At 61.3% G+C, this 7,862-nt stretch carries 3 protein-coding genes and 2 pseudogenes; 1 reads left to right on the top strand and 4 read right to left on the bottom strand.

Features of this window, described 5'->3' with window-relative positions:
• Window positions 1-109 precede the first annotated feature (109 nt).
• The 4 genes and pseudogenes from ACF08N_RS37395 to ACF08N_RS37380 form a co-directional block, all read right to left on the bottom strand.
• A pseudogene (locus ACF08N_RS37395) lies at window positions 110-770 on the bottom strand (IS5 family transposase); the annotation flags it as partial.
• A gap of 2,106 nt (window positions 771-2,876) precedes the next feature.
• Window positions 2,877-3,923 (bottom strand): methyltransferase, encoded by a 1,047-nt coding sequence (locus ACF08N_RS37390; protein ID WP_392329172.1) that lies wholly within the window; start codon window positions 3,921-3,923, stop codon window positions 2,877-2,879.
• Between the two features lie 216 nt (window positions 3,924-4,139).
• Window positions 4,140-4,346: pseudogene (locus ACF08N_RS37385) on the bottom strand (transposase); the annotation flags it as partial.
• A gap of 666 nt (window positions 4,347-5,012) precedes the next feature.
• Complete coding sequence (locus ACF08N_RS37380) at window positions 5,013-7,661, bottom strand: LuxR C-terminal-related transcriptional regulator (RefSeq protein WP_392329171.1); 2,649 nt, start codon at window positions 7,659-7,661, stop codon at window positions 5,013-5,015.
• 13 nt (window positions 7,662-7,674) lie between these two features.
• Here ACF08N_RS37380 and ACF08N_RS37375 point away from each other — a divergent pair.
• Window positions 7,675-7,862: hypothetical protein (locus tag ACF08N_RS37375; protein WP_392329170.1), on the top strand; the 188-nt coding region annotated here is incomplete at its 3' end.

Below are 7,862 nucleotides of genomic sequence, written 5' to 3'. Positions count from 1 at the left end.
GCACCCGAGGCCCTTCGTCTGGACGAAGACCGCCGACGAGATTCTCGACAAAGTCGCCGCATACTGCCGACGAATCTCTGACTCAGATCACTAGGCCGTTTCGTTTGGATCAGGCGGACCACAGGAAGATGCCTGCAACGTGCAGTCCGGCCAGATAGATGGTCGCCGTCTTCTCGTAGCAGGTGGCGATTCCGCGACACTGCTTCAAGCGGTTGATGCACCGCTCGACGGTGTTGCGCTGCTTGTAGGCCTCGCGGTCGAAGGCAGGTGGGCGTCCGCCCCGGCTGCTCGGCGTAGCCGGTGGCCTGGTTGGTCTGCAGGGACGGGGATCACCGCCCGGATGCCGCGCTTGCGCAGGTGCTCGCGGATCGCGCGTGAGGAATAGGCCTTGTCGGCCAGGACCACGTCCGGCCTGGTGCGGGCCGTCCGCGTCGGCGTGGAACTCGCAGGCGTGCTATCACGTGTGCGAAGGCGGGCGCGTCGCCGGTGTGTCCGGCGGTGAGGACGAAAGCGAGGGGCCGGCAGTGAGCATCGGCCGGAAGGTGGATCTTTCGTGGTCAGCCCGCCGCGGGACCGGTCGATGGCATGGTCGTCGGGTTCGCCGGTCGGGGCCCCTTTTTGCGGGCCCCGGCCGCGTGCTGGTGGGCATGCACGATCGTGGAGTCGTCCGCCGAAACCGCCCAGTTCAGGTCCTCGTGGGCGTCGGCCTGGGCCATGAGCGCGCTGAACACCCGCTCCCAGGTGCCGTCGACGGCCCACATCCGCAGCTGAGCGCTCCAAGGGGCAGCCTCAGAGTGGTCGGGTCTCTGGACGGCACCCTGACTGGCTGTGCCGCGCCGAGGGTCACGGGATCGTTGGTCTGGGTGTGAGGAATGGGGCGACATGCCTGCCGTCGCCGCACACGCTGCAGAAACGGCCCCCTCAGGCAGCCGACCGACCGGAATGCACATTGCACCTTTCCCTCTCGGAACCACCTATCGCCTCCAGCGCAGAATGGCACGTTCAAGGCGGCTCCCCATACAAAGGGCCGGGTCTCTCTGAGCGCTGCCGGGACCTCAACTCACAGCTGCGAGTCGGTAGCGGCCCGGAGTTCACGCCGTGGCGGAGGTGCTTGATGGAGAATCGACGCCTCGCAGCGGCATCCACCTCGCAAGGCCCTGGCCGATCCCGTTGCGCGGCGAGCGAAGAGATCGGTGACCGCGCGCACATAGGCGTGGCTGACGCTGATGCACCAGTGCCACCAGCCCTCGCCACGAGAGGTGGAGCTCACGCCTGCGGGTCGCCGTCCCAGTTGACGATGAGCATGGTGCCTCACTCAACTACCGCATGCGGCAGGTCCAGTGTGGGCAGGATTCGCAACCAACGCGGCTCCCGACGGAAGAGTTGAGATCATCAGACGTATCACTCAACCGCAGAGGCGCCTCGTCCGGTTCTGTTGCCGATCTCCGACGACCCGGACCTCACCTGATCGGTGCCCTTGCAGAAAGGCTCAATGCTTCACGGTCGACACAGGAGCCCCCACTGTGGGGACCGGAGAAGCAGGAGCCCGATCACCAGGCGTTGCGGGAACGCCTGGTGAAAGATCACGATCGGCGCGGAACTGGCACCGGCGAGCGGAGAGAGGTGCGGATAGTGGGTCGGTCCCGACCCCTGCCATTGGTGCCGTCCACGGTGACCATCGGCCAGTGCGATGTCTTCCAGTGGGGTGCTCTGCGTCGTTCCTGGGAAACCAATCCAGCTGATATCCCAGATACCTAATCAAACTGAAGACGCGTAACATGCCCTCAATCCGCAAGGTCAACGGCAGTGCAGGGAGGGGAGAACCATGCCTGCATGGCCAGGGCCGTCCGCAACGCCGGTGCTGGATTATGAGCCCACCTGGTATGCGCCGCACCTCTGGTTCGTTCGGCGGGCGCAAGCCCGGCCCGGCTGCTCCTCAGCTCTGCTACACGATTATGGAACCAAGTACGGGCCCAGAGGCCGTGAAGCCTAGTGAGCTGACGTGCGGACATGCGCGGTCATCCGTTCTCGATCCCTGCGGGCGGGTGAACATTGCCATGCAACTAAGTACCGGCTACACCTGTCGAGCGCAGGGAATCCCCGGACCTGTGCCAACGGCGCGAAACGGTGCGGTCGGCGGGATCCGCTGTCCTTTGGAGCTGAGGACGTTCAATGCAGCTTCAGATCTCGCCCGCACACTTTTGATGCCAGTGCCGGAAACGGTAGGCAAGGACCTGAGCGTAGGTCTCCCTGACTATTGAGTACTGGCTACTCACGCCGTCCTGCGGCGTTTTCATAAAACTGAAGGGAAACCTGAAGAGGCTTCAACAGGTAGGGTAGATGAAAGAGGAGCAAATGCTGAATCCTCTGCGGAGAATCTGTTGGCGGATCGTGTCTGCCCTGGGCAGCGGACGTGTCACGGTCCGTCACTGAAACGATGCTTGTGCTCTATCGCAGGCGTCGCGCGCTTGGGAGTTCCCATGGGAATGCGGTCACACAGAAATACATACCACGCTCCAGGCAACGCACCTTACAGCTGAAGCGTCGCCTCCTGGAGGCCGCAGCCGCCGATCCATGGGGCCGACGTGGGTCCCTAGCAGAGTGATGGATGGTGCGCTGCCACAGCACCGCAGAGGAGACTTCCTACGCCCTGCAAATCCTGGACCGGGCCGGATGGATGTGCGTGCAGTCGCCCAGAGCGCCGCGCGGGCTGCCCGCTGGCCGGGCTGCCTTGATGAGCTTGTATGGCCCACTTGTTCAGGGCAGCTCCGCGCCGGCCCTGAATCTCGCAGGCGTACGGCACGCGCGGTGCAGAGCATCTGCTCGGCCGGTGGCTCGGTGGCAATGACGCCTCGATGACTAAATCCCTCGCCGAATCACTTCATGGCTATCGCTGCGCTTACAGGCCCCTCTAGCGGCTCAAATCGAATACTGCGAAATCCCACTTCTTCTGCCCATCCTTCAAAATCCGCCTGGGTGAAATTAAAACCTCCGTCTGACTCGATGAGCATATTGAGCGACATGAGGAGGGCGAATGTATTCGCTCGGCGATCATTGTCCATGATGAGCTCGATTACGATGAGTTCACCTCCATCAGGCAGAGCTTCGTATGACTTTCGAAGTAGTGACATCTTGCCAGGCAGGTCGAAGCTGTGGAGAATGTTACCCATTGTGATAACGTCGGCCGCCGGCAATTCTGGTTCTGCGAAGAAGTTACCGCTTCGGACCTCGACCTGCTTAGTGACGTCGCACATCACAACTTTTTCCCTAGCGAGTGACTCGACCGCCGGCAAGTCAAACGAAATGCATTTCATATGCGGGTTATGTGTCGCGACAATACAGGATAGGGACGCTCCCGAGCCGCCCACATCAAGCATAAGTCGGCGCTTGGAGAAGTCAAATCTCTGAGCGAAGGCATGGAAGGCGCCAAGCTGGATACTGGACATAGCGTCCGTGAATTGCTTGAGCCTCTCTGGATCCTCATAGATCGCCTCGAAAGATTCCTTACCGGTAATTCTGATTTCATTCTGTGGTTTACCTGTACGAAGCCCCTCTTCCAGGTTAGCCCAGAAGAGGTACTCGCGGTCGTTGGCCATCTCGAAGAAACCGCCCATATATGCGGGCTTCCCCTTGACTAGAAACGCAGCTGTCTCAGGAGTATTGCCATACTTCACCTGAGCGCCAGTCCCGTAACGCTCAAGGAATCCAAGCGAGGTGAGAGAATCCAAAAAGTCGAGCAAGGCGTGTCCATGCAGGCCAAGTGATAGCCGGATCTCTTCCGGGGTTCGATAATTGTCGCCAATGAAGGTGAAGAGTTCTAGCTTGGTTGCGGCGAGTAGCGTCTTCGAGGCCCAGAATCCCAGCCCGGTCTGCATAAGCGCCGACGGGTTGGGCTGCCTGCTGTCTATGGACTGTCGCGCCATGTTCCATCTCCTTGTCAAATATTAAAAGCCTGACTGTCCGCCCCTTGATATCGCAAAAGTAATGGTAATTCGCCGAAAGTCCTCCGAGCCACGCCTCCCACCTTAGGGCTATTCTGCGCCCACATCGCGTCCACGGCCAGTCCGGCAGAGGTATGGAGTTCATCGGTGGCTCTCCCTCGGGTCAGTGGTGTGCAGTGGGTGGGTGAGGTTGACGAAGGTCGACTTCGACGCTCCGAAGCACGGCGGCAACACCCGCCAGGCACCGCCGCTGACCAGCACGTAGATGATCGCGGCGAAGACCGCCTCATCATCGATGTTGGCGACCCCGCCGCCCTGCGGCCGCACGCGAGCCGGCGGCAACAACGGCCTGGCGATCTCCCACAGACCCTCCGGAACAATCCAACCCCACCGTCCACTCCCCATGCCCAGCACAACTGCCAACCCACCACGTAGGACACGGTCTTAGCTGTGTGCCTGCTGCACAGTAGGTGCGCGGCTTGACGTCAGCGCAGCCTCGATGTGGTTGCGGGGGCGGGAGCAGCACGTTCCCTGCCGGCCTCGGTGGCAGATGACACCTCTCGTTGAGGTTTTCTCAACGAAATTCATCGCCAAGAGTTGTTGTGGACGAGGGCACCCGTGTTGTCGAGGTGAGCGGTGCGGAGGTATCCGCGGGGTCGGCGTGTTCATGGGCGTTGGCTGTCCGCCTTGCGGGAGCCGAACGTGTTGTGGTCGATCATGCGATTGACCGCTCGGCTCTTGGCGTTGTTGTGTCCGGTGTCGATGAGCACGGCGATCACGGTAAAGGCTTATCCTCATGAACCATGACGGGAAGTCAGCGAGCTTGATCCAAAAGGCACCGCTCAACTTCCATGGCCCAGAATGCTGCCGTCGACTACTAAATGACGATCATTAAAGCATTCAGATGCTGCGCGCTCCTGGCCGCAACCATGGATGCCACGGGGCAAGCGAGCGACCATTATGCCGGCACCGACACCGCAAACACTGACCGTTGATACGAGGCTGCCAGCGCACCGCACTCAATCCTGTAAAACATAGGGTGCGTTCATCTGTCGTCCTACGCATAGGGCCTTATGGTGCATTATAGTCTATAGCCTGAGCAAGCTGCTTGCGGGTAGTAATGCCTAGCTTGCCATAGATGCGTTGAAGGTGATTATCGATCGTACGGACGGAGAGGGTAAGGATTTCGGCGATTTCCCTGCTCGAGGTTCCGGCAGCGGCAAGCTTGGCGATTTCACGCTCGCGCGATGTGAGTGAGCTAGTGGCTTCTGCTGGGGCAAGGAGCGGCGTCTGAGCCCCCTCGCAACGGGCCTTAAGAGGTGCAGCCTGCTGTGCGGCAGCCGTGCTTTGCCGCGTGAGGCCCTGATTGCGCCAGATAACTGACGCGGTAATTGCTGCTTCTGCAGCGAGCAGATGCGCTCCGATCCGTGCCAGCTCGGTGGCAGACCCCTGGAGGCGTTGTGGGTCATCAGCGGCCAGGGCCGCTGCCAGCCGTGCGCGTGCAGGCATCAGCATGCCATCGCACTCGTCCGCCAGTTCAGCCAGCCTGCCAACAGCCTCGTGCGCGCCGCCAAGGCGCGCCAAGTCGGTCAGCAAGAGCCCTTCGGATGTGAGATGCCCGGTCTCCCGGGCCCTTCCTGCGGCCTCGGACAGGACAGCACGGGCATGGGCAAGATCGCCTTGTGTGACCGCCAGCCACGCCTCACTCAGCCGTTCCTCACCCACAAGAACGTTCATAGAAGGGTACTGTCCAGCTTCCTTAATGTGGCTCTCGGCACCCTGTGCATCGCCAAGGACGCCAGCGCACGCAGCCAAGCCGAGGAGGGCTTCGTGCAGAACCCTGACGTGATGCACCCGAGCGAGCGCCACACACTGGGCGTACCAATACCGCGCGGCTACAGGATGACCCGAAATCCACTCGAGGCGTCCCAAGTCGAAGGTCATCCATGCCTGCGTGATCGGCAGAATCGAAGACTCCTGGTTGGAGAAGAATTTCGCACCCACGGTGCGGGCGTCGTCCAGTCTCCCAACCTCACTCAAGGCGACCACGCGCGCCGCAAGCTGCGTGTCGGGATGTGAGACAAGAACCTTTTCATTGTACCGTCGGTGACAGTTATAGGCATGGTCAGAATATTCCAGTGCCTCGTTGCCATGGCCTGTCATCGCAAGCGCTGTTGTCCTCATCATGGAAGCGAGAAGCCATACGTTGGCATTCTGCGCTTCTTCGATTTCTGTCTCCATTTCGGAAAGAAGGGAAAGACCCTGGAGCGGCTCCCCTGAGACAGCCCGCATCGCCCCTTCATCTGTCCGCAGGACCTTTTCCGCCCCTGCTATGTTCAGGCTCCTCTGTGCCTGCAAATTGACAGTAAGGGCTTCATCGGTGCGAGCGAGGCCCCAGAATAGGTTAAAGGTCCGGGCCATCGTAATAGCCAGCTCCTCCTCCTCGCTTCCGGCATGCTCATATGCTGATACAAAGACCTCCTCCGCCCGACCGCATTGCCCCATTTCCAGAAGTGATTCACCCAACAAAAGAAGGCTTATCACGCTGTGATCAGCCTCAGGAATGGCGTCGAGAAGGGCTATGACCTGCTGATAGTCATGGGCGTGACGCGCCAGAACAGCCGCCTGCACGAGCAGTGCGGGCTCAGCTGTACCTGTTGCGGCAAGCCGCCAGGTCGCGATGTGGAGCGCATCAGCGCGACGACGCGCTCCGTACCCTTCGGCGCGGGCAGCTTGCTGCAGCAGCACCTCACGCTGACGAGGGGCAGGAGTGGTTGCGCGGAGGTTCTCCCCGTACAAAGGGTGTGCGAGAGAGACCGTGGTGCGCCGCCTGTCAGTCATGACCCTGACCAGCCCAGCCCGTTCAAGATCAGCCAGCACTTCAAAGGAGGAAGCAGCCTCGGCATCAGCCAGCGGAACAGGCTCGCATAGCGCCAGCAGCTCCAGGACAGGTCGGGCGGCCCTGGCAGCGCCAGCCAGCCGGTTGCCGATCAGTTCAGTCAGCCGGGGCGTGGCGACCGGCCGGTCATCATCCAGCTCCCAGACTTCATTGCTGAACGAAAGCTTCTTAGCTGCGACGGCGCCCAAGACGAGTTCACGCAAGTACAGCATGTTGCCGCCCGACGCGTTATACAGCTCGTGCAAGGTGCGCAAGCCCACAGGACCGCCCAGGATGGTCTGGAGCACTTCCTCTGTACCTGCCTCATCCATGTCAGCCAAGTCGATCCGCTGCATCGCAGGGTCGCCGGTCAAAGCCTGTGCTGAGCCGCTCAGCGGCTCGCCGGATCGTGCAGTGCCGATCAGCCGCACCACATCAGCGTCTAGTAGCTGCCTCACCAGAACCGCCGAAGCAGCGTCCAGGAGCTGGAGGTCGTCGATCAGTAGAGCCCACCGCTGCCGCTTCGGCCCTGAGAGCGCCCGAGCCACTGCGGCAAAGCCCTGGACCGGGTCAGACAGGTCCACACCAGCAGGGATCACATGGGCGATCGCGCCCAGTGGCACTGCGGCCGCGGATGCTGATGCAGTTGCCCGGGCAGCCCGTGAACCTCGATGGGCTGCCTGCGCCAGGCATTCCTCTGCCAGTCGGGACTTACCCACCCCTGCCGGACCGAAAATCACCAGTCCTTTGCAGTGTGGGTCCTCCCAAGCCGCCGAAAAGGCAGACAACTCGCTGACGCGTCCCACCAACGGCCAATGCGACGCCCGGTCCTGCACGCTCATGACACTCTCCAGCATGGTAGTCCTGGACGCAGGCCCTGACATCAGTCAGTCGACCTCCTTGCCCGCAACTCACATTACTCAATTCCATCTCTCCAGGCCTTCCTTTAGACGTCATCTCATTTGGGTCGGTAGGCTGTCGGTCGTGGTGGGGATCGTTGAGCGGCTGGTGCCGGATGAGTTGTGGGAGTTGTTCCAGCGGGT

This window comes from Streptomyces sp. NPDC015127 (genome assembly GCF_043080095.1).
Taxonomy (GTDB): Bacteria; Actinomycetota; Actinomycetes; order Streptomycetales; family Streptomycetaceae; genus Streptomyces.
The sequence above is the reverse complement of the archived record's forward strand: the minus strand, read 5'-3'. Positions and strand labels throughout refer to the sequence as shown.

What these genes read in the sequence shown, in the direction of transcription:
- ACF08N_RS37390 (WP_392329172.1), bottom strand. Translation starts at nt 3,923, where the DNA reads ATGGCGCGACAGTCCATAGACAGCAGGCAGCCCAACCCGTCGGCGCTT.
- ACF08N_RS37380 (WP_392329171.1), bottom strand. Translation starts at nt 7,661, where the DNA reads ATGAGCGTGCAGGACCGGGCGTCGCATTGGCCGTTGGTGGGACGCGTC.